Consider the following 21688-nt stretch of genomic DNA (forward strand, 5'->3'; position numbering starts at 1 on the left):
TTGGCGTGTCAGCCCCGTGCCACGAGGAGAGGAACGGTCATCTCGACGTCGGTCAGGGAGCCGTGATGGCCGGGCAGCGCCGACTGGTTCGGTTCGGCCCCGCGGCGGATCAGGGCGCCGTCGCCGAGAGCCAGAGCCAGGACGTCACCGATGCACGCCGCGACGTCGGGGCGCACCGACGGCCCGAACCAGCCCCGGGAGACCGCATCGTCGCGGCCCACCACCAGGTGGTCCGGACCCAGGGTCTCCCGCCAGGCATCGAGCACCGTGGCAGCGGCGCCGGCGTCGGCGAAGACGTGGCGCGCGCGGGGTTCGCCGCAGATCATCCGGACGTCGGCGGTGAGCGCGGGCGTCGCGTCGATGTCCACGCGGGTGCCGATCTGCACCATCCCGTGATCGGCGGTGACGATCAGCGCTGCGTCGGAGGGCAACTCGCCGAGGATGCCGGCGACGATGGTGTCGACCTGAGTCAGCTCGTGGCGCCACGCGTCGGAGTCCGGCCCGCGCACGTGGCCGGTGAGGTCGAGTTCGGACCAGTACGAGTAGACGAGGGACCGCCGGCCGCGCCGCAGCGCGCGCGAGGTCTCGGCGACGAGGTCGCCCGCGGACACCGACGCGGAGAAGTCCCCGCCGCGCAGCACGGCGCGGGTGAGCCCGGACTCGCGCTGGTAGGACGGCGCGATGCGAGTGACGGACACCCCGTCCGCCGCGGCGCGCTCGAACACGGTGTCGCGAGGTTGGAACTGTTCAGGAACGAGCTCGGCGAGCAGATCGACGCGGGGTCCCTGACCGTGCAGACGCCAGTGCAGCGGATTCATCGGACGGTCGAAGCCGGGCACGGCGGTGAGGTAGCCGACGATGCCGTGCTCACCGGGCGTGCGTCCGGTGCCCAGTGACGCCAACGACGTCGCGGTGGTGGACGGGAACGTGGCGGTGACGACCCGCTCGGTGAGCGAGGAGAGTGTCGGCGCTGCCGAGGCGTGCGCCGCCAACTGTCGAGCTCCGAGGCCGTCGACCAGCAGTACGCAGACCCGCCGGACCCCGGACAACCCCAGCCCGACGGTGTCGGACTCACCGGGGACGCCGAGTGCGCCGAGCACCGACGGCAGAAGATCGGACAGGCTGTCGCCGCCGTAGCGCGGAGTGGTCACCACACATCGAAGGCTATCGGCAGCACCCTTCTCGTCAGTCGAAGAGGCTGTCACCGGTTCCGCCGGCGAGGTCGGTCCCGAACAGGTCGAGCTGGGAGCCGGACGACCGCGTCGGTCCGTCGACGCGGTCGGCGGCCAGACGCCGGTGCGCGGAGGTGAGGAGCGCGGAGGTGGTGCGCCAGACCCGCGCATCGAGACCGGCCGACGCGGCGACTCGCGGATCGGTGTCGTCGAGCGTGCGATCGAGGGCGGAGAGCTCGCACTCGCGCGCCACGTCCAGGAAGCGGACGACGCGCGTGCGATCGTGTCCGCACGCGTTCAGCACCTCCTCGACGTCGATGTCGGCGCCGCGCTCCCACACTGCCTCGGCGATCGCGCGCAGTGCCTCGGGAATCGCCGGACCGCCGTGCTCGTCCGTCCCGTCACCCGCGTCGTACTCGGGCGTCGGTTCACCGAACGCGTCGAGGTAGGGCCGCGCCCCGAGCCCGGCCCGGAGATGCTCGGCGGCCTCGCCGGCGAACTTCTCCATGACGGCCAGCATGTCGGCCACGTGCTGCGGGACGAACGGCACCACCGTGACGTCGATGGTGGCGACGATGCGATCCTCGTCCAGCAGCACTTTGACGTGCGGCCACCGGCGATTGACGTCGTTGACGACCGACAGTGCTCGCGCCTCGTCGGTGACGCCGGCCGCGAGCGGCGCGAGGATCTGTACGAACGGTGCCTCCGGGGTGGGGCACAGGTAGAGCCAGGCCGGCCCGAGACGGAACGGGTAGTCGCCGTCCTCGTCGGGGTGCGGCACGAACCCGAGGATGTGCAGGAGCGTCTGCTCGATGATCTCGAGACGGGCCTCGGGACCGGACGTGCGGACCGGCCGCAGCGGGTCGAACGGGACAGGGTCGGACGGCGGCGCGTCCTCGGGGTCCGTGGACGACGCGCCGAACCGGTCCTCGATCACGGGGCCGCACAGGTCACCGTCCAGCTCGAGGAACGACGGATGCGGGACACCCCACACCGAGTGCAGGACGCGGACAGCGGCGTCGGCGATTTGGTCGGCGTAGCGCCGCGGGCGATCGACGAACCAGTTCACCGGCTCGTCGTCGCGGCGAGCGGTGTGCGGGAGCGACGGCGGCGGCGCGAACCCGAACTGCTCCAGCAGTGCGCGCCCCTCGGACGTCCACCGGCGATGCTCGGCGAGGTACTCGTCCGCCAGCACCTCGCACCGGACCGTCTTGTCGTCCCATCCGTAGAACTGCAGGCACGGCGGAACCGGATCGGAGTCGGCGTGCGGGCACGCGAGCACCAGAGAGTGTCCCGCCGGCATCCCGTCGAGGTGATCGGCGAGCAGGGTGCGGAACCGGCTCCAGGCGGCCTCGGGCGAGAGGTCGACACTGTTCAGGTCGTTCATGGGGCGACCGTAACGCGGCCCACCGACACGGTGTCGCGAGTCCCGGCTCACACGGTCAGATCGGCGTACTCCTCGTGCGTCTCGACGAAGTGGTGCACGTAGGAGCACGACGGGACGATCTTCAGCCCCGCGGCGCGTGTGTCGTCGAGTGCGTGACGCACCAGGACGGCCGCGAGTCCGCGGCCGCGGAACTCGGGAAGCGTCACGGTGTGGTCGAAGTCCCGGACCGTCGGATCGGTCTGCCGATACTCGGCGTAGCCGGCGACCTCCTCACCGACGAGGATCTCGAAACGCTGACGATCGGGATGGTGCTCCACGCGGGTGTCGTCTGTGTCTGCCATGGACCGAACCTACTCGCCCGCGCCGGGACGAGGGCCCGTGCTTCCGAGGGCGTCCAGCAGTGCGCGTTCGTAGGTCGCGAACTCCCGCGTGGTGGCGGTCTCGGCGCGTCGCGGCCGCGGCAGATCGATGCTCACGTCGGCGACCACCCGCGCGGGCCGCGGCGACAGCACGACGACCCGGTCCGACACCTGCACCGCCTCCCGGATGTCGTGGGTGATCATCAGGACCGTCCAGCGGTACCGCTGCCACACCTCCTGCAACCAGTCCTGCATGGCCGTCCTGGTCAGCGAGTCGAGAGCGCCGAACGGCTCGTCCAGCAGCAGGACGTCGCGTCCCTGCACGACGGTCCGGAGCAGTGCGGCCCGCTGCCGCATCCCGCCGGACAGCGACGAGGGGCGTGCGTTCTCGAAGCCGTCGAGGCCGAAGACCGGGAACAGGTCGCGGGCCCGGCTCCGCGCCTGCGCCCTCGGAACCCCCTGCACCTCCAGCCCGAGTGCGGTGTTCGCGAGAACCGAACGCCACGGGAACAACAGATCCTTCTGCGGCATGTACGCGCAGCGCGGTGTCACCACGGTGCCGCTGTCCGCGTCGTCGAGACCGGCGAGGAGGGTGAACAGCGTGCTCTTGCCGCAGCCGCTCGGGCCGACGATCGACACGAACTGTCCTCCCTCGACGGCGAGGTCGATCCCGTCCAGTACCGGTGTCCCCGGGTAGGACTTGCGCACCGAGGTCAGCTCCAGAACAGGATCCGTCATCGCGTTTCCTCCTTCGCCGCGAGCGCCCACGGCGCGAGAAGCCGCTCGGCCACGAACGTGAGGAGGAAGAGTGCGATGCTGCACACCGCCGTGACCACGACCGCGGCCAGGACGAGATCGGTGCGGAACGCGTTCTTCTGCTGCGCCATGTAGATGCCCAGACCCGACGTGGCGCCGACGTACTCGGAGAAGACGGCACCGACCACTGCGTAGGTGATCCCGATGCGGAGCGCGGTGAAGAAGCGCGGCAGCGCGGACGGGAGCCGGACGTACCGGAACTGTTGTCGCCGTGACGCTCCCATGCTGCGCAGCAGTGCGTCGGACTCCTTGTCCGCGGAGGCGAATCCCTCGATCAGGCCGAGGGTCATCGGGAAGAACGTCACCAGCGCGATCACCAGGAGCTTGGGGAGGATGCCGAATCCGAACCAGATGATCATCAGGGGAGCGACGGCGATGACCGGCAGTGTCTGCGACACCACGAGCAGGGGAACGACGGCGCGGCGCAGCCACGGCGAGAAGTCCACGGCCGTGGCGATGATCCACGAGATCGTCAGGGAGACGGCGAAACCGAGCAGAGTGACCTGAACGGTGGTCGATGCGTGACCAGCGATGACGGCACGGTTCGTCCAGCCCTGATCGACGACGCGGGCGGGGGAGGGGAGTACACGCGGCGAGATGCCGCTGACGACCACGTACACCTGCCAGGCCGCCACGAGGCCCGCCGCGAGCAGCAGCGCCGGCGCGTACCGCCCCACCCGTCCGCCGCGCTCAGCCCTGATCGAGGTACTCATCGGTGAAGTAGGTCGACCAGTCGGGCTCGGTGGTCAGCGGTGCGCCGTCGGGCCCGGCCAGGACACCGGCGTCGAACAGGAACTTCGAGTACCCGGACCATCGCTCCAGGGTCTGCGTCCCGACGCGGCCGTTCTCGTCGAGCATGTAGTCCTTCGCCAGCATGCGCTGACTCTCGACGACCAGGTCCTCGTCGGGAAATGCTCCCGGGTTGGCGTCGATCAGATCGCGCGCGCCCGCGTCGGGATCGTCGGCGGCCTTCTGGTAACCCTTCTGCAAGGCCTGCACGAACTGTCGCGCCTGTTCGGGGTGCTCGGCCATCCACTCGTCACCGCCGTCGACGACGATCGCGTACGAGTCGGGGAAGCCGAAGTCGGTGTAGTCGAAGTACGTCATCGGGGTTCCGGCCCGCTCGGCCTCGAGACCCTCCCACGCGAAGTAGGAGACGGTGAAGTCCGCGGTACCGGAGTAGACCGCCTCGTACGCGGACGTCCCGAGCACCACGGTCTCGAAATCGCCGGTGCCACCGTCGTTCTCGATCACCTTGCGGAGGGTGGCCTCCTCGCCCGCATCGCCGAACCCGGCGTAGGTCCGCCCGTCCAGGTCTCGGGGGCGCCGGATGTCCTGCCGGTCGGCGCGGACGCCGATGCCGGTGGCCCAGTGCTGCAGCGGCGCCATCACCGAGGTCACCTTCGCACCGGCAGCGCGGGCGTAGGTGGCGGAGCTGTGGAAGCTGATCCCGAACTCGGCGTTGCCGGAGTCGATCAGCGTGTCGGGGGACGTCGAGTTGTACGGCAGGATCTCGACGTTCAGCCCGGCGTCCGCGAAGTAGCCCTCCTGCTGGGCGACGAACAGGCCCGTGTGGTTCGTGTTGGGTGTCCAGTCGAGCGCGAAGCGGATCGTGTTCGCGTCGGAGGCATCGGACGTGGCGCAGCCCGCGAGACCCGCGGCGGCGACGAGCGACACGGTGAGCAGAGCCGCGACGCGCCCGACCCTCGTGTGCCGCGCCCTCATGCGTCCGACCCCGAAGCAGGCCAGGGCACGGTGTTCAGGGCGGTGTCCCAGAACAGCAGTTCGTAGCGCATCGCCACGACGAACGCGTCACTCATCCGCTGTCGTTCGGCCGGGCCGGCCACCTCGGCAGCCGCGTCGACGAGCTCGCGGGCGCGCGCGGCGGAGGTCTGGAAGTCCTCGGCGTCGTACGTCGTCACCCACCGGGCGTACGGGTGGTGCGGATCAGCGTCGAGCACGGCGCGGGCCGAGGCCGCGAGTCCGCGGCCGACCTCGGCGTAGATCCAGAAACAGGGGAGCGCGGCCGCGGCGCCGACGGCGTAGGTGTCGGTCGCCGCCGTCGCCGTGAGGAACGAGACGTACCCGAGGCACGCCTGGCTGTGCTCGACCGGCTTCTCCGACGGACCGCCGAGTGCGACGTCGGCGAGAAGGCTGGTGTGCAACGACTTCTCGACCGTCGCGGCCGTCGCCGCCGACGTGGCCCAGAACGCTCCGGCCTCCGGATCGACTGCGCGCGAGGACAGGAGGGCCAAGGCCTTCGCGTATCCCTCGAGGTAGAGGCCGTCCTGCTCGATGTACGTCCGGAACGACGTGATCGGCAGGGTGCCGTCGCCGAGTCGGGTGAGGAACTCGAGATCGCCGATCCGGGCCCGCAGGCCTGCCGTGCGGTCCCAGAGGAGGTCGGTGAAGCGTGTGAGGTCGGCTGCATCCGTGGTGGAGGCAGCGTCGACCGCATTGTCGTACGGCGTCATGGCCGTGACATCCCTTCGTCAGAATTACCTGCATCAGGTTCTCGGGTGTGGTCTCAGCCTCGCGACGCGAAGCACCCCGTGTCAGAACTCGCCGACCATAGCACCGGCGGTCGTGCGGCTACTTCATGTCCTCCAGTTCCATGCCCTTCGTCTCGGGGATCTTGGACTTCACGAAGAAGAACGACAGGGCGGCGAAGAGTGCGAAGCCGCCGTAGACGATGGAGAGTCCGACCATCTCGGTGAGCGACGGGAACAGCAGCGAGATGACGAAGTTGGCCACCCAGTTCGCGGCCGTACCGATACCGAGAGCCATGGCGCGCATACGGTTCGGGAACATCTCGCCGAGCAGGACCCACATGATCGGTCCCCACGTCGACGCGAAGAAGATCACGAACAGGTTTGCGCCGATCAGCGCCACGACGCCCCAGGGATCGGGCAGGGAGACCTCGTCGCCGGTGCCGATCTGCTGGGAGAACGCGATCGCCGCCATGAGGAGACCGACGAACATACCGATGGAGCCGGCCATGAGCAGGTTGCGCCGACCCACCCGGTCGACGAAGAGAATGGCCACGAACGTCATGGCCACGTTGATCACGGAGGTGATGACCGACGTGGTGAAGGACTGACTCTCGGTGAAGCCCACCGACTTCCACAGTGTGGTGGAGTAGTAGAAGATCGCGTTGATACCGACGAACTGCTGCAGGACGGCCATGATGATGCCGACCCACACCAGCGGCTGCAGACCGAAGCGCGGACCGCGGATGTCGGCGAACGACGAGCGCTGCTCCTTGCGCAGAGTCAGGCGGATCTCGTGGATGCGCTCGTTGGGGTGCTTCTCGCCGGTGATGTTCGCGAGAATCTGCGCGGCCTCCTCGTCGAGGTGCTTGCCCACGAGGTAACGCGGCGACTCGGGGATGAGCAACGCGAGGACGCCGTAGACGACGGCCGGGATCACGCCGACGATGAACATCCACCGCCAGGCCTCGAGGCCGAGCCACAGGTCGTTGGACGCACCGTCCGCACGATCCGCCAGCACGGCGTCCGAGAGCAGTGCGGCGAAGATGCCGATGGTGATGGCCAGCTGCTGCAGCGACGCGAGGCTGCCGCGCATCCGGGCCGGCGAGATCTCCGCGATGTACGCGGGGGCGATCACCGACGCGATGCCGATGCCGAGACCGCCGAGCACACGCCACAGCATCAGGTCGGGAACGCTGAAGGCCAGACCCGAGCCGACCGACGAGATGATGAAGAGCGCGGACCCGAGCAGCATCACCTTCTTGCGTCCCCACCGGTCGGCCAGTCCGCCGGCGAACCAGGCGCCCGCCGCGCACCCGAGCAGGGCGATCGCGACGGTGAAGCCGGTGAGGAACTCGCCGAGGGCGAATCTGCCCTGGATGGAGTCGACGGCGCCGTTGATGACGGAACTGTCGAAACCGAAGAGGAAGCCGCCGACGGCGGCCGCAATGGTCACGCCGATGACTTTGGCCGTGTGATTGGCCGATGCCTGTGTGGTCATCCTTGTCCACCTACATGTCGGCCACCGGCCGCGCCGGTCGATGGCGGAGGAGTTTCGCTTGGTTCGGACCCTACGCCCGGCGCGACCGCTGTGGAGCGGCGACCTGACGGCAGTTTGAGCAGCGCCGGAACGGTGAATCCCGCCGGTCATGAAGAAGACTCTGCGACGCACCGGCGACGCCTCCGCCGACGTCGCGTGGGAGCGGTACATGGACCTGTCGCTCTGGTCGACGTGGGCACCGCAGATCATGGGGGTCGACGCGTCCACCGACCGTCTCGCCGCCGGCACGACCGGCACGGTGCGCGGACCCCTCGGCGTGCGGGTGTCCTTCGAGGTCCACTCCGTGGACGAGGCCGCACGGGTGTGGTCGTGGCGCGCGTGGATCGGCGCTCCGAGTGCCGGGCTCACCCTGGAACACGGTGTCGTCAGCGCGGGGTCGGGCTCGTCGACGTGGTTGGTCGTGGACGGTCTGGCACCGCTCGTCCTCGGCTACTCTCCAGCGGCCCTGTTCGCGCTCGGTCGACTGGTGACAGCGTGACGACCATCGGGGTCCGATCCCCGCACTCCCTGTAACGTCGGTCCTCGTGGGGGCAACCGAGAGCAGCCATGTCGTCTCGTCGCGCGACGGTGAGATCCGCGGCTACGGGCACGGCGACGTTGTCAGTTGGAAGGGCATCCCGTTCGCGGCGCCACCCGTGGCGGAGCACCGATTCCGCGCACCACGCCCACCGGAGCCGTGGGACGGGGTCCGCGACGGCAGGACCTTCGGAGCGATGGCACCGCAGGGCCGTGACGGCCCGATTCCCATGGACTCGTCCATCCCGATGGACGAGGACTGCCTGACTCTCAACGTCTGGGCCCCGACACCGGACGGCATCTCCCGTCCGGTGATGGTGTGGATCCACGGCGGTGCCTACGTCCTGGGATCATCTGCGCAACGGATCTACAACGGGCGCAACCTGTCCCGCCTCGGTGAGGTGGTGGTCGTGACCGTCAACTACCGGGTGGGCGCGCTGGGGTGGTTGGACCTGTCGTCGTTCGACACCGATGGCAGCGTCTTCGAGACCAATCTCGGGCTCCGCGACCAGATCGCGGCGCTCACGTGGGTGCGCGACTGCATCGCCGCGTTCGGCGGCGACCCGACCAACGTCACCGTCTTCGGTGAGTCGTCCGGTGGCGCGTCGGTGACCACTCTCATGACGTCACCGCACGCGGAAGGTCTGTTCCACAAGGCGATCGCCCAGAGTTCCCCGGCCACCTCGGTGTACGGCCCGGAACGAGCGCGCACCGTCGCGCAGCGATTCCTCGAACTCGTCGATCTGCCCGCGGAGCGTGCGGAGGAGCTGCGGACGATGCCGGTGGAGAGGTTGGTCGACGCAGCCGAGAAGCTGGTCTACGAGGTTCCCGAGAAGGTGCCCGGCACATTGGGATTCGCACCCGTCGTCGACGGTGACGTGGTGCCCCGGTATCCGGTGGCCGCGTTCCAGAAGGGCTTCTCGCACGACGTCCCGCTCATCATCGGGTCGAATCACGACGAGGCATCGGTGTTCCGCCTGATGAAGTCGCCGTTGATGCCCGTCACCTCGGACACGGTGAGCACGATGTTCGAGGCGATCGCCGTCGATCATCCCGATCTCTCACCGGCTCGTATCGCCGACATCCTCTCCGCGTACCCGGATCTGCCGAAGAGTGCGGGCGCGCTGGCCCTCTCGCGCGACGCAGGGTTCCGGATGCCGAGCCTGTGGATCGCGGAGGCCCATTGCCGACGAGCGCCGACGTTCGTCTACCGCTTCGATCACGCGACACCCGTGCTGCGCGCGGCGCGTATCGGCGCCGGTCACGCCACCGAGTTGCCGTACGTCTTCGGCAATTTCGGGACCTTCGACCGGGACCCGACCTTCTGGCTGGGTGGGCGCAAGGCAGCGCAGCAGGTCTCCCGGCGAATTCAGCGACGCTGGGTGGCGTTCGCGTGGCACGGGGTTCCTGCTGCGCTGGACGGGTCGAAGCACTGGGCGCCCTACGACGAGCGTCGTCGCACTCTCGTCATCGACGGGCGTGATGCTCTGGTCGAGGATCCGGACCGTGAGCTGCGCGAGATCTGGGGCGAGAAGGTGCTCGGCTTCAGCTGAGGTTCGTCAGGCCTTGCTGTAGGTGAGGCAGTTCGCGGTGTCCGACGACTCGCCGGCGCCGATGCGGACCGCTGCCGCGCTGCACTCGAGGTTGTCGTTGAACGAGCAGTCGACGCGCTGGCACGCACCGACCTGGGTGGAGACGGTGTCGAGACCGCCCTTGGTGCTCAAGGGAATGAACGTGCCGCAATCGGCCGTTCCGTTCGAGCCTCCGACATTGATGGCGAAGGCGTGGCATCCGTCGTGGTTGTACGAACAGGCGCTGACACTGCACTCACTGACGCGGGGCATTTCGAGGGAAGTCATGACGATGACGGTAATACGCGAAAAGCGTCTCCACCAGCAAGGTCAGGCTGACCTAGATATGGTCACCCTTTCTACAACAATGATGTTTCCTATTCTTTCGGGTCACGGATCGATGACGAATTCGTCGACGACGTAACGATCGGTCTGTTCGCTCGGATGGACCGATCATGAGACGAACACTTCTCGCGACCCTGGCCGTCACCGTGCTGTTCGCGAGCGGGTGCTCCGACTCCGGCCAGGGCTCCGCGGCGCCACCTCCTCCGACCACCACCACCACGACCTCGACAGCGGTGGGTCCGGCACCGGGTACGGAACCCGCGTCGTCGGCCGCGCCGGAACCGTCGACCGCGTGTGTGGAGGACTCCGTCGTGGCGGCGGGCATCGAATCGCTGCCACAGTTCTTCGGCAGTGGTTGGCGGCTCGTCCGCCAGGGCGATCCCTGCGCGACGCTGTCGTGGGCGCTCGCGGCGCTCGACGGGGGCACGGGGTCGAGTCCGTGGACCGTCTTGTTCTTCCACGACGACACCTATCTCGGTACCGCCACCGCGTTGCCATACTCGTTCACCGACGTCGCCTCGCAGACCGACGACACGGTCACGGTGTCGTACGGGTGGCTCCGGGAGGGTGAGTCCACCTCGCAGCAGTCCGGCGGACCCGGGTTAGTCCGCTACACCTGGAACGGATCGTCCGTGGTGATGCTGGACGACCTGCCGCAGGAGGTGGTGGACGGCAACAGGCAGACTCCTGCCGATCCGTGCCTGGACGACTCGGTGGTCGCCTCCGCGATCGACTCTCTGCCCACCTTCTCCGACAGCGACTGGAGCCTGTACAGCCAGGGCGATCCGTGCGCCACGCTGGCCTGGGCGATGGCCGTTCCCGACGGTGCCACCGGTTCGAGTCCCACGACGGTCCTGTTCTTCCATGACGGCGCATACCTCGGAACGGCGACCGCCCGTCCGTACGCGTTCACGGATCTCGACCCGTATGCGCAGACCGACGACACCGTGACGATCTCGTACCGGTGGCTCGTCGGCGACGAGGCCACCGCGGAAGCCTCCGGCGGTCCGGCACTCGTTCGCTACCGGTGGAACGGATCCTCGGTGGACATGCTCGATCCGCTGCCTCCCGAAGTGGCGAACGGCTGATTTCCACCGGTGGACGACCCGGCCGATCGGGTGCAGGATCACCGGTACGGGGCCGACGCGGAGGTGTCATGTCATGACTGTCGTTCGAGCAGCACTGGTTCAGACCACCTGGACCGGCGACAAGGAATCGATGATCCAGGCCCACGAGGAGTACGCCCGCCAGGCAGCCGAGCAGGGCGCGCAGGTGATCTGTTTTCAGGAACTGTTCTACGGCCCCTATTTCTGCCAGGTGCAGGACGCGTCCTTCTACGACTACGCCGAATCGGTTCCCGGACCCACCGTCGAGCGTTTCCAGTCTCTCGCGAAGGAACTCGGCATGGTGATGGTGCTGCCGGTCTACGAGAAGGAACAGCCAGGCATTCTGTACAACACCGCTGCCGTCGTGGACGCGGACGGCACGTACCTGGGCAAGTACCGCAAGCACCACATTCCGCACCTGAACGGCTTCTGGGAGAAGTTCTACTTCCGCCCCGGCAACCTGGGCTGGCCCGTGTTCGACACCGCCGTCGGCAAGGTGGGGGTCTACATCTGTTACGACCGCCATTTCCCGGAGGGCTGGCGCGCACTCGGACTGGCCGGTGCGGAGATCGTGTTCAATCCGTCCGCCACCTCGCGAGGCCTGTCGAACTACCTGTGGAAGCTCGAGCAACCGGCGTCGGCCGTGGCCAACGAGTACTACATCGGCGCGATCAACCGAGTGGGAGTCGAGGAATTGGGCGACAACGACTTCTACGGTACGAGCTACTTCGTCGATCCCGAGGGGAAGTTCGTCGGCGAGGTCGCCTCGGACAGCGCGGCCGAAGTGATCGTCCGCGATCTGGACCTGTCGCTCATCGCGACCGTCCGCGATCGGTGGGCTTTCTACCGCGATCGCAGACCCGACGCCTACGGTCCCCTGGTGACACCGTGACGACCACGTTCGTCCACGGGGGCATCGTCGTCTCGCCGACGGGGTCGCAGCCCCTGGACGTCCTGATCGACGGTGAGACGATCGTCGCAGTGCTGCAACCGGGTTCGACGCTGCTGGGCGCCGACCTCGCGTCGTCGAGCGACGTCGTCGTCGACGCGACCGGGAAGTACGTGATCCCCGGAGGGGTCGACGGCCACACCCACATGGAGATGCCGTTCGGCGGCACCTTCGCCTCCGACTCGTTCGAGACGGGGACGCGCGCTGCCGCGTGGGGCGGAACCACCACGATCGTCGACTTCGCCATCCAGAACCCCGGGATGCGCGTGCAGGACACCCTCGCCACGTGGCACGACAAGGCTGCCGGTTCGTGCGCCGTCGACTACGGCTTCCACCAGATCATCGGAGACGTCGACAGCGACTCGTTGAAGGCCATGAGCGAGTTGGTCTCCGAAGGTGTCACCAGCTTCAAGTTGTTCATGGCCTATCCCGGCGTCTTCTACTCGGACGACGGGAAGATCCTGCGGGCGATGCAGACTGCCGCCGAGACCGGCGCGCTGCTGATGATGCACGCGGAGAACGGCATCGCCATCGACGTCCTGGTCGAGCAGTCGATCGCACGCGGTGACACGGCGCCGTACTTCCACGGCACGTCCCGGCCGTGGCAGCTCGAGGAGGAAGCGACGCATCGCGCGATCATGCTGGCCGACGTGACGGGAGCGCCGCTGTACGTGGTCCACGTGTCGGCGAAACAGGCGCTCGAGCAGATCGCGACGGCACGAGGCACGGGGCAGAACGTCTTCGCCGAGACGTGTCCGCAGTATCTGTACCTCTCGCTCGAGGAGCAACTCGGTGCGCCGGGCTTCGAGGGTGCGAAGTGGGTGTGCTCGACCCCGCTCCGGTCCCGTGCAGAGGGGCACCAGGACGAGCTGTGGCGGTACCTCCGCACGGGCGACGTCTCGACGGTCGGCACCGATCACTGTCCCTTCTGCATGAAGGATCAGAAGGAGATGGGTATCGGCGACTTCTCCAAGATCCCCAACGGAATCGGGTCGGTCGAACATCGGATGGACCTGATGTACCAGGGTGTGGTGTCGGGGAAGATCACGCTCGAGAAGTGGGTCGAGGTGTGCTGCACGACGCCGGCACGCATGTTCGGGATGTACCCGCGCAAGGGCATCGTGTCGCCCGGTGCCGACGCGGATCTGGTGGTCTACGACCCGAACGGCCGCACCACCATCGGAGTCGAGACACACCACATGAGAATGGACTATTCCGCCTACGAGGGCATGACCGTGGACGGCCATGTCGACACGGTGATCTCCCGCGGGGCCGTCGTCGTCGACCGCGGCGAGTACCTGGGCCGCGCCGGGCACGGCCGTTTCGTGCGCCGCGACCTGTCCCAGAATCTGGTGTGAGGGATGGACTTCGGAGTGGTGCTGCAGTGCACCCCACCCAGTTCGCGGGTGGTCGAACTCGCTCGCATCGCCGAGACGCACGGCTTCTCCCATGTGTGGACCTTCGATTCACACCTGCTGTGGCAGGAGCCCTACGTCATCCACAGTCAGATCCTCGCGAGCACCCGCACGGTGGTCGTCGGACCGATGGTGACCAACCCGTCGACGCGGGACGTCACGGTGACGGCATCGACGTTCGCCACACTCAACGAGATGTACGGCAACCGCACCGTGTGCGGGATCGGCCGCGGCGACTCCGCGGTGCGCACTCTGGGTGGGAAGCCCACCACGATCGCGCGGCTCGCCGAGTCGGTGGAGATCATCCGCGAACTCGGCAACGGGCGGTCCGCCCGCATCGGCGAGACCACCGTGCGGCTGCCGTGGGCGTCGCGGTCCGAGCTCGAGGTGTGGATCGCCGGATACGGCCCGCGGGCACTGGAACTCACCGGGCAGGTCGCCGACGGGTTCATCCTGCAACTCGCTGATCCCGACATCGTCGAGTGGACCGTGGCCACCGTCCGCGACGCCGCCGAGAAGGCGGGGCGCGACCCCGATGCCGTGACCATCTGCGTCGCCGCCCCCGCCTATGTCACCGACGGTTCCGCGGCCGCCGCCGCGCATGCCCGTGATCAGTGCCGGTGGTTCGGCGGCATGGTGGGAAACCACGTGGCGGACATCGTGTCCCGCTACGGAGCGACCTCCGGTGTCCCGGCCGCTCTCACGGACTACATCGCCGGCCGCCAGGGGTACGACTACAACCAACACGGCAGAGCCGGCAACACGCACGCCGACTTCGTGCCCGACGAGATCGTCGACCGGTTCTGCATCCTGGGCTCGCCCGAGCAGCACGTGGAGCGACTCCGGCAGCTCGAGTCGCTCGGTGTGGACCAGTTCGCGGTCTACCTCCAACACGATGCGAAGACCGCGACGCTGGATGCCTACGGCGAGTCGGTTCTTCCTGCCATGATGACGTCAGAGGTGGCGACGGAATCCGGAATCGCCCGATAACGGAGGTGGTACATGACCGACCATGTCTTCTATTCCTGGTCCGCCCAGGCGGAGCTGAACCCGGTCACCATCACCGGGGCGTCCGGGTCCTACTTCTGGGACGACCAGGGCAGGAAGTACCTCGACTTCTCCTCGCAACTGGTCAACGTCAACATCGGGCACCAGCACCCCGACATCGTGGCGGCGATCGTCGAGCAGGCCGGTGTGCTCACCACCATCTCCCCGACGGTCGCGAACGACAAGCGCAGCGAACTCGCTCGACTGATCGCCGAGCGCGCTCCCGGTGACCTGAACCGGGTCTTCTTCACCACGGGCGGGGCCGAGGCCGTCGAGCACGCCGTGCGGTTCGCTCGCCAGCACACCGGGCGGACCAAGATGCTGGCCGCGTACCGGTCGTACCACGGCGGCACCGGTGTGGCCATCGGTCTGACGGGAGAGCCGCGCCGGTGGGGAACCGAGCCGACCAACGTCGACGTCGTCCGGTTCTTCGGGCCGTATCCCTATCGGTCACCGTGGAATTCGACCGGCCCCGAGGAGGAGACGGCCGCGGCGCTGGCCCACCTCGAGATGGTCATCACGCTGGAGGGACCGCAGAACATCGCGGGGCTCATTCTCGAGTCGGTGGTCGGCACCAACGGCGTGCTGGTCCCGCCGCCGGGGTATCTGGCCGGTGTCCGCGAACTCTGCACTCGCTACGGCATCGTGTACATCGCCGACGAGGTGATGGTGGGCTTCGGCCGGACCGGGCACTGGTTCGCGTGCCAGGCGTGGGGCGTCGAGCCCGATCTGATCACGTTCGCGAAGGGTGTGAACTCCGGCTACGTCCCGCTCGGCGGAGTGGTGATCTCCGAGGAGATCGCGCAGCGGTACGACCACACGCCGTATCCGGGAGGTCTGACCTACTCGGGACACGTGCTCGGCTGCGCCGCCGGTGTCGCGTCGATCCGGGTGTTCGAGCGCGACGACATCCTGGGCCACGTCCGCGCCGTGGGGGAGGACGTCCTCGGGCCGGGGCTCACCAAGCTGGGTGAGGCGCATCCGAGCGTGGGTGACGTGCGGGGCATGGGGTTCTTCTGGGCCGTCGAACTGGTGACGGACAAGGGCACCCGCGAGCCGCTGACACCGTTCAACGCCACCGGCGCCGCCGCAGCTCCCATGGCGGCCGTCACGAAGGCGGCCAAGGAGCGCGGGCTGTGGCCGTTCGTGGCGGGCAATCGGCTGCAGATCGCGCCGCCGCTCGTCACGACGGAGGAGGACATCCGTCGGGGACTCGAGATCCTCGACGAGGTGCTCGAGGTCGCCGACGGGTACACCCGGAACTAGAGCACGGCACCGGGATTCAGAATGCCCGCGGGATCGAGGGCGTGCTTGATGCGCCGGGTCAGCTCCATGACGTCCTCGCCCACCTGATCCGGCAACCACGCCTTCTTGAGCCGGCCGACACCGTGTTCCCCGGTGATGGTGCCGCCCAACGAGATCGCGAGCGTCATGATCTCGCCGAATGCCTGGTGCGCACGCTCCTCCATGTCCGCGTCCTCGGGGTCGAACACGATCAGCGGGTGCGTGTTCCCGTCGCCCGCATGGGCGATGACGGCGACGACGACGCCGCGGGCATCGGCGATCTTCGCGATTCCCTGCACCAGGTCCGCGAGTGCGGGCAGCGGAACTCCGACGTCCTCGAGCAGGAGGGATCCGGTGCGTTCGACGGCGGGGATGGCGAAGCGCCGGGCCGCGGCGAACGCTTCGCCCTCGTCGGGATCGTCGGTCACGAACACCTCGTCGGCGCCGGCGGCCGTGCACGCCGCGGCCATGGTCTCGGTCTCCTCGGTGCGGTGCGCGCCGGGTGAGTCGGAGCGGGCGATGAGCATCGCGGCCGCCGTGCGGTCGAGGCCCATCTTCATGGCGTCCTCCACGGCGTTGATCGACGTGGAGTCCATGAACTCGAGCATGGCGGGCCGCAGCGAGCGGGTGATCGCCAGAATGGCGTCGGTCGCGTCGGACAGGCGGGTGAAGGTGGCCACGACCGTGCTCGCGGGTGGTTGAGCCGGGATCAGTCGCAGCGTCACTTCGGTGATGATGCCGAGGACGCCTTCGCTGCCGACGAAGAGTTTGGTCAGCGACAGGCCGGCCGAGTCCTTCAGACGCGGGCCGCCCAGGTTCACGACGGTGCCGTCGGCGAGGACCACCTCGAGACCGAGGATGTAGTCCGTGGTCACCCCGTACTTGACGCAGCACAGGCCGCCGGCGTTGGTGGCGGCGTTGCCGCCGATCGAACACATCTCGAACGACGACGGATCCGGTGGGTACCACAGGCCGTGTTCGGCCGCAGCGGCCTTGACCTCGACGTTGAGCAGACCGGGTTGGACCACGGCCGTCCGCGTCACCGGGTCGACGGTGACGGCGCGCATCGCCTCGGTCGTCAGCACGATGCCGCCGTCGACGGCGGTCGCACCACCGGACAGACCGGATCCCGCGCCGCGCGGCACCACCGGGACGGAATGCTCGGTGGCCCAGAGCATGACGGCGCGGACGTCGGCCGTGCTGGTGGCGCGCACGACGGCGAGCGGAGTGCCGGCGTTCGGATCACGGGCCCAGTCCTGGCGATAGCCGGCGGTGATGTCCGGATCGGTCACCACGATGGCGGCTCCGACCGCGTCTGTCAGGGACGTCACGAGATCGTCGATGATGCTCACCTTCCTCGACCGGCGGGTCCTACGTCTCGACGCTACCCCCAGCCCTGCCCGTGACCTCGCCGGAACGACGAGACACGGTGCGGGACAGTGGGAGACCGCGTCGAACGGTGGCCGGGTCGACGTCCGGCCGATGTTCACATCAGTCACACGAGCAACTCTGTTACCAGATCGTGCCCCGATGGGTGCCGACAAGAGCACGTCGGAGGATTAGCGTCCGGATGACGGAGATCGGCACGTGGGCCGAGACCGAGGGGGCGAGAAGGAGGCACTCATGGCACCGTCACACGACATCACACGGTCGGCATCTGCACCATCGACGACAGCGTCGCGCAGACCGACGAAGAACACCCCGTTCGAGTGCGCGGCGGCGCTGTTCTCCTACGACTTCGTCTCCGGCGGCGTCGACTACGACACCCTCGAGTCGCTCCATCGTGGCGAGGTGACCGAGTGGACGTCGGCGCTACGACGCTCGGGACTGTTCACCGACGCCGAGATGGACGCCCTCGCCGCCCAGTGGTCCGAACGTCCGGGCCTGCTGCTCGATGCGTTGCTCCGTGACGCCGACGAGATGACCGTGCGGCGTTGCCGGCTCGCGTGGTCGGCGATGGACCGGCTCGCGCCGTTCCAGATGCCCATCGCGCACAGCGGCTGACAGTCAGATCACCGCGGCAACGCCGCCGTCGACGACGTAGACCTGGTCGTCGGTGAGCGTGCGATATGGCGTTCCCGCCGCGTCGCACGCCGCGGCCATCGCGGCCGACGCTCCGTCGGGATCCAGAGTGTCCGACGCCCAGTGCGGCACGAGCACGTCGTCGATGATCTCCAGGCCGGTCCACAGCACGTCCTCGCCTGTGGTCGGCTCCACCTCGCCGGGTGAGTCGGCGTACTCCACGCCCCGCAGCGTCGGACCCAGGACGCAGGCTCCGGCGCTGTACCCGCCGTACACGAGGGAATCCTCCGCAAGTAGTCGAGCGATCGCCTCGTCGGCACCGGACGAGGCCATCCTGCGCCGGAGCACGAAGGTGTTCCCACCGCGGACCCACACGGCGGGGAAGGCGGCCAGGACGTCGTGCGCCGTGCTCGGCATCAACTCGCGCAGGTCGACCTCGACAGGGAGGAAACCCGCCGAGCGCAGGAGGGTGAACTCACTGGTGACCGCGGACGCGCGCGCGGCGTCGGGCCAGGAGTCCGCCGCGTTGGCGATGACGGCGATGCGGCCGGGTGGTCCGGTCAGTTCGAGGAACCGGTCACGGGCGAGCCCGAATCGGTAGGACGCGAGGAACAGGCGCATGGCGGGAGCGTAGGTCAGTACGCACGCGTCGGGTGTGCAGACGTGGTTAGTGTCGGGTGCATGTCGCTGCAAAAGATGATCGATGATCCGTCCCGCGTCATCGTCGACGCCTGCCGCGCCGCCGCCCGGCGCAGCGCCGACCTCCGCTTCGTCGAACGGCCCGGATACTTCACGCGCCGCGGCCGCACGACGGACGGGCGCGTGGCCGTGATGTCGGGCGGTGGTTCCGGCCACGAACCGCTCCACTCCGGCTTCGTCGGCGCCGGGATGTTGGACGCGGCGGTGCCGGGGTCTGTGTTCACGAGCCCGAACGCGCTGCAGATCGAGGCGGCGACGCGGGCCGTCGAGGCCGGCGCCGGCGTGATCCACGTGGTCAAGAACTACACCGGCGACGTCATCAACTTCCGCATCGCGGCCGATCTGTGTGCTGCCGACGGCATCACGGTCGAGACGGTGCTCGTGGCCGACGACGTCGCGTCCGAGAGCGAGGACGGGCCCGGCCGACGCGGAACCGCCGCGACGGTGGCCGTCGAGAAGATCTGCGGCGCCGCCGCTGCTCGCGGCGACGACCTCGCCTCCGTCGCCGCGCTGGGGCGGCGGGTCGCCGAGGGCGCTCGCAGCATGGCGGTGGCCTTCCGTCCGTGCACGGTTCCGGGCGCGTCGTCCCCGTCCTTCGAGCTCGGCGACGACGAGGTCGAACTCGGTGTCGGTATCCACGGCGAGCGCGGCACCGCGCGCGTCGCGACGCTCACCGCCACCGAGATCGCCGAGGCGCTGCTCGGACCCGTGGCCGATTCGCTGGGACTGTCCGGCGGCGAGGACGTCGTGCTCATCGTCAACGGACTCGGCGCGACCCATCCGCTCGAACTCGACATCGTCTTCGGTGCCGCGCTGCGGTATCTCGAGGGGCGCGGCATCACCGTCCGACGCACGCTCGTCGGGAGCCTCGTGACGGCGTTCGACATGGCGGGGCTGTCGTTGACCGCCGTCCGCTGCGACGACGAGATCCTCGGCTTGTGGGACGCCCCGACCGAGGCGCCCGCGTGGCCCCGCTCGCCGGCGCAGGACCTGCACGACGACGCCGTGGACGACACGGACGCGGCAGCGGCGTCGGAGCTTCCCGGCGGCGCGGCCGACCCGTTCGTCACCACCTGGGTCTCGTCGTTCGTCGAGCGTGTCCGGTCGTCGATCGACGAGCTCACCGACCTCGATCGCCGAGCCGGTGACGGCGACTTCGGAGTCAACATGGAGATCGGTCTGGCCGACTTTGCGGTGGACGAGAGTGCCTCGCCCGCAGCGGTGTTCGAGATCCTGGCTCGTGGATTCCTCGGCAATGCGGGCGGAACGTCCGGCGCTCTCTTCGGTGCGTTCTTCCACCGGGTCTCGGTCGCCCTCGACGGTCCCGGTGCGAGCACCGCGAGCATCGCCGCGGGAGTGGCCGACGGACTGGCCGCCATCACCGATCTCGGCGGTGCGCAGCCGGGGGACAAGACCATGGTGGACGCGCTGGACCCGGCGTCACGAGCTCTGGGGGACGCCGGATCGGTCGAGCTCTCGGCGGCCCTCGCCGCGGCTGCCGAGGCTGCGACGCGCGGTGCCGAGTCCACGACGGACACCGTCGCCCAGCGTGGCCGCGCCAGCTACATCGGCGACGCGGCGCGCGGCGTCATCGACCCCGGTGCTCTCGTGGTCTCCTGGTTCTTCGCCGCCGCCTGAGCGGCTGCATCGGACGTCAGGAGGCAAGTGCGGCCCGAATTGCCCGGGCGGTCGCCTCGGGCTCGCTCTGACGCCGCGTGATCATGCCGGCGACGAAACGGATGCGATCGCCGTGGTGGCGAGGTACGACATGCAGGTGCGAGTGGAACACGGTCTGGAAGGCGGCGCGTCCGTCGTTCATGGCGAGGTTGACCCCGTCCGCCGCCAGGGTGCTGCGGCGCATCGCGCCGGCCAGGGCCTGGCCGGCGGCGAAGACCTGCCCACCCACGACCGGGTCGAGTGTCTCGAGCCCCGAGGAGTGCACCTTGGGAACCACCAGGGTGTGCCCGCGGGTGACGGGCCGGATGTCGAGGAACGCGAGCACCGAGTCGGTCTCGTGGACGATCGTCGCGGGGGCGCGGCGGGCGACGATGTCGCAGAACACGCACTCGGTCATCGCTGCTGCTCCGTGACGGCGGCGACGAGTGCAGGCAGGGAGTCGGCCGCGGTCGCCCGCCAGACGTGGTGGGCCATGTCGGAGACCGCGGTCTCGTCCGGGTTGATCTCGATGACGACGGCGCCCGCGCTGCGAGCCTGAGCGGGAAGCCCCGCGAAGGGGTAGACAACGCCGGACGTTCCCACGACCAGGACGGTGTCGGCGGCCTCGACGGACGCCGCGACCGCTGCCCACTCCGCTTCCGGGAGCGGCTCGCCGAACCACACGACACCGGGGCGGACCGGACTTCCGCAGAGACCGCACGCAGGCGGCGCGATGCGTTCCGCGCCGTCCTCGACGTCGTCGACCGGTCCCTCGAAAGGCTCCTCGCAGATCGAGCACCGCACCGCGGCCAGCGTGCCGTGGACGTGGGCCAGCACGGTGGACCCGGCGCGCTCGTGCAGGTCGTCGACGTTCTGCGTGGCGATCTCGACGGTCTGCTGCGGTGCGGACCTCTGCCACTGCGCGAGGGCCACATGACCGGCGTTCGGGCTCGAGGCGGCCACGAGCTGCGCTCGTCGGCGGTACCAGGCCCACACCAGATCCGGATCGCGGACGAACGCGTCGGGGCTGGCCAGCTCCTCCGGGGAGTACCGCTCCCACAGCCCGGTCTGCGCGTCGCGGAACGTCGGCACGCCCGACTGCGCGGACATCCCGGCCCCGGTGAGCACGGCGACGCGGGACGCGGACCGGACGGCCTCCAGCACGGGCTGCGGAACGTCGGATGCGGGGTCGGCACTGTCGGTGGTCATGAAGCGAGTGTGCCAAGTCGCACCGACACACTCGGTCCGTTATGACCTCCGCCTCACATTCGACCTCGACGCTCGGTATGTCTGT

At 68.8% G+C, this 21688-nt stretch carries 22 protein-coding genes and 1 riboswitch; of the genes, 9 read left to right on the plus strand and 13 right to left on the minus strand.

Annotated features, from left to right (window positions below; translation table 11 throughout):
- Window positions 1-8: 8 nt before the first annotated feature.
- The 8 genes from HQ312_RS15525 to HQ312_RS15555 all read right to left on the minus strand — a co-directional run bounded on the left by HQ312_RS15525 (window position 9) and on the right by HQ312_RS15555 (window position 7724).
- Window positions 9-1154, minus strand: a complete 1146-nt coding sequence (locus HQ312_RS15525) for an alkaline phosphatase family protein (protein ID WP_307091894.1) — start codon at window positions 1152-1154, stop codon at window positions 9-11.
- 31 nt (window positions 1155-1185) lie between these two features.
- Window positions 1186-2559, minus strand: a complete 1374-nt coding sequence (locus HQ312_RS22005; protein WP_261782346.1) for a YbjN domain-containing protein — start codon at window positions 2557-2559, stop codon at window positions 1186-1188.
- 47 nt (window positions 2560-2606) lie between these two features.
- Complete coding sequence (locus HQ312_RS15530; RefSeq protein WP_027504953.1) at window positions 2607-2900, minus strand: GNAT family N-acetyltransferase; 294 nt, start codon at window positions 2898-2900, stop codon at window positions 2607-2609.
- Between the two features lie 9 nt (window positions 2901-2909).
- Window positions 2910-3656 carry an ABC transporter ATP-binding protein gene (locus tag HQ312_RS15535; RefSeq protein WP_222639156.1) on the minus strand — a complete coding sequence of 249 codons (747 nt, stop codon included), beginning with the start codon at window positions 3654-3656 and terminating at the stop codon, window positions 2910-2912.
- Window positions 3653-4447, minus strand: a complete 795-nt coding sequence (locus HQ312_RS15540; RefSeq protein WP_222639157.1) for an ABC transporter permease — start codon at window positions 4445-4447, stop codon at window positions 3653-3655. The genes HQ312_RS15535 and HQ312_RS15540 overlap by 4 nt, the downstream gene beginning before the upstream one ends.
- Window positions 4425-5459, minus strand: coding sequence for an ABC transporter substrate-binding protein (locus tag HQ312_RS15545; protein ID WP_222639158.1), 1035 nt, complete (start codon window positions 5457-5459; stop codon window positions 4425-4427). The genes HQ312_RS15540 and HQ312_RS15545 overlap by 23 nt, the downstream gene beginning before the upstream one ends.
- Window positions 5456-6208, minus strand: a complete 753-nt coding sequence (locus tag HQ312_RS15550; protein ID WP_222639159.1) for a TenA family protein — start codon at window positions 6206-6208, stop codon at window positions 5456-5458. The genes HQ312_RS15545 and HQ312_RS15550 overlap by 4 nt, the downstream gene beginning before the upstream one ends.
- Window positions 6202-6297, minus strand: a riboswitch (TPP riboswitch). It overlaps the preceding gene by 7 nt.
- 29 nt (window positions 6298-6326) lie before the next feature.
- A complete protein-coding gene (locus HQ312_RS15555) occupies window positions 6327-7724 on the minus strand; it encodes a sugar porter family MFS transporter (protein ID WP_027504958.1) in 1398 nt (465 codons plus the stop codon).
- A 148-nt stretch (window positions 7725-7872) separates the two neighbouring features.
- Here HQ312_RS15555 and HQ312_RS15560 point away from each other — a divergent pair, with 148 nt between their 5' ends.
- Window positions 7873-8262 (plus strand): SRPBCC family protein, encoded by a 390-nt coding sequence (locus HQ312_RS15560; RefSeq protein WP_027504959.1) that lies wholly within the window; start codon window positions 7873-7875, stop codon window positions 8260-8262.
- 46 nt (window positions 8263-8308) lie between these two features.
- Window positions 8309-9853, plus strand: a complete 1545-nt coding sequence (locus HQ312_RS15565; RefSeq protein ID WP_056448415.1) for a carboxylesterase/lipase family protein — start codon at window positions 8309-8311, stop codon at window positions 9851-9853.
- Between the two features lie 6 nt (window positions 9854-9859).
- On the opposite strand, the gene HQ312_RS15570 is transcribed toward HQ312_RS15565, so the two are convergent.
- A complete protein-coding gene (locus HQ312_RS15570; RefSeq protein WP_027504961.1) occupies window positions 9860-10159 on the minus strand; it encodes a DUF1540 domain-containing protein in 300 nt (99 codons plus the stop codon).
- A gap of 167 nt (window positions 10160-10326) precedes the next feature.
- Here HQ312_RS15570 and HQ312_RS15575 point away from each other — a divergent pair, with 167 nt between their 5' ends.
- From HQ312_RS15575 to HQ312_RS15595, 5 genes are all read left to right on the plus strand, one after another.
- Window positions 10327-11304 (plus strand): LppP/LprE family lipoprotein, encoded by a 978-nt coding sequence (locus HQ312_RS15575; protein ID WP_222639160.1) that lies wholly within the window; start codon window positions 10327-10329, stop codon window positions 11302-11304.
- A gap of 73 nt (window positions 11305-11377) precedes the next feature.
- Window positions 11378-12214 carry a nitrilase-related carbon-nitrogen hydrolase gene (locus HQ312_RS15580; RefSeq protein WP_222639161.1) on the plus strand — a complete coding sequence of 279 codons (837 nt, stop codon included), beginning with the start codon at window positions 11378-11380 and terminating at the stop codon, window positions 12212-12214.
- Window positions 12211-13629, plus strand: coding sequence for a dihydropyrimidinase (gene hydA / locus HQ312_RS15585; RefSeq protein ID WP_222639162.1), 1419 nt, complete (start codon window positions 12211-12213; stop codon window positions 13627-13629). Before HQ312_RS15580 ends, hydA begins: the two co-directional genes overlap by 4 nt.
- A gap of 3 nt (window positions 13630-13632) precedes the next feature.
- The gene (locus HQ312_RS15590) at window positions 13633-14676 is read left to right on the plus strand and encodes a TIGR03842 family LLM class F420-dependent oxidoreductase (protein WP_027504964.1); all 1044 of its coding nucleotides are present in this window, start codon (window positions 13633-13635) and stop codon (window positions 14674-14676) included.
- Between the two features lie 12 nt (window positions 14677-14688).
- The gene (locus HQ312_RS15595; protein WP_222639163.1) at window positions 14689-15999 is read left to right on the plus strand and encodes an aspartate aminotransferase family protein; all 1311 of its coding nucleotides are present in this window, start codon (window positions 14689-14691) and stop codon (window positions 15997-15999) included.
- Here HQ312_RS15595 and HQ312_RS15600 read toward each other — a convergent pair.
- Window positions 15996-17369: an FAD-binding oxidoreductase gene (locus HQ312_RS15600; RefSeq protein ID WP_204868670.1), complete on the minus strand. Its 1374-nt coding sequence runs from the start codon at window positions 17367-17369 to the stop codon at window positions 15996-15998. The genes HQ312_RS15595 and HQ312_RS15600 overlap by 4 nt on opposite strands.
- 271 nt (window positions 17370-17640) lie before the next feature.
- On the opposite strand from HQ312_RS15600, the gene HQ312_RS15605 reads away from it, so the two are divergent.
- Window positions 17641-18021: a hypothetical protein gene (locus HQ312_RS15605; protein WP_231476246.1), complete on the plus strand. Its 381-nt coding sequence runs from the start codon at window positions 17641-17643 to the stop codon at window positions 18019-18021.
- Window positions 18022-18024: 3 nt separating this feature from the next.
- On the opposite strand, the gene HQ312_RS15610 is transcribed toward HQ312_RS15605, so the two are convergent.
- Entirely contained in the window at window positions 18025-18660 is a 636-nt protein-coding gene (locus tag HQ312_RS15610; protein ID WP_222639164.1) for a Type 1 glutamine amidotransferase-like domain-containing protein, read from the minus strand.
- 60 nt (window positions 18661-18720) lie between these two features.
- On the opposite strand from HQ312_RS15610, the gene dhaL reads away from it, so the two are divergent.
- Entirely contained in the window at window positions 18721-20376 is a 1656-nt protein-coding gene (gene dhaL, locus HQ312_RS15615; RefSeq protein ID WP_222639165.1) for a dihydroxyacetone kinase subunit DhaL, read from the plus strand.
- A 16-nt stretch (window positions 20377-20392) separates the two neighbouring features.
- Here the strand turns inward: dhaL and HQ312_RS15620 are convergent, their stop codons facing one another.
- Complete coding sequence (locus HQ312_RS15620) at window positions 20393-20812, minus strand: HIT family protein (protein WP_027504969.1); 420 nt, start codon at window positions 20810-20812, stop codon at window positions 20393-20395.
- Window positions 20809-21603, minus strand: coding sequence for an NAD-dependent deacylase (locus tag HQ312_RS15625; RefSeq protein ID WP_222639166.1), 795 nt, complete (start codon window positions 21601-21603; stop codon window positions 20809-20811). The genes HQ312_RS15620 and HQ312_RS15625 overlap by 4 nt, the downstream gene beginning before the upstream one ends.
- Window positions 21604-21688 lie beyond the last annotated feature (85 nt).

The sequence above is a fragment of the Rhodococcus sp. BP-316 genome (assembly GCF_019836105.1).
Classification (GTDB): domain Bacteria; phylum Actinomycetota; class Actinomycetes; order Mycobacteriales; family Mycobacteriaceae; genus Rhodococcoides.